We start from the raw sequence: 331 nt of genomic DNA on the forward strand, positions 1-331 counted from the left end.
GATGAACCGCTCGTTCATCTCCGTGATCGCAGGCGGCTTCGGCATCGAGGCCGCGACCGGTGACGACACCGATTACGGCGAGCACCGCGAGGTCAACGCGGAGGAGACCGCCGAACTGCTGCGGAACGCCTCGTCCGTGATCATCACGCCGGGCTACGGGATGGCCGTCGCACAGGCGCAGTACCCGGTCGCCGATCTCGTCCGGCGCTTGCGGGAGAAGGGCGTCGAGGTGCGCTTCGGCATCCACCCGGTCGCCGGGCGGCTCCCGGGCCACATGAACGTCCTGCTCGCCGAGGCGAAGGTCCCGTACGACATCGTCCTCGAGATGGAC

General features: G+C 68.6%; 1 protein-coding gene. It reads left to right on the plus strand.

Annotated features, from left to right (window positions below; translation table 11 throughout):
* Positions 1 to 331, plus strand: a 331-nt coding sequence (locus D9V41_RS17115; protein ID WP_208006944.1) for an NAD(P)(+) transhydrogenase (Re/Si-specific) subunit beta, incomplete at both ends; no start/stop codon positions are given.

Source organism: Aeromicrobium phragmitis (genome assembly GCF_003674095.1).
Classification (GTDB): domain Bacteria; phylum Actinomycetota; class Actinomycetes; order Propionibacteriales; family Nocardioidaceae; genus Aeromicrobium; species Aeromicrobium phragmitis.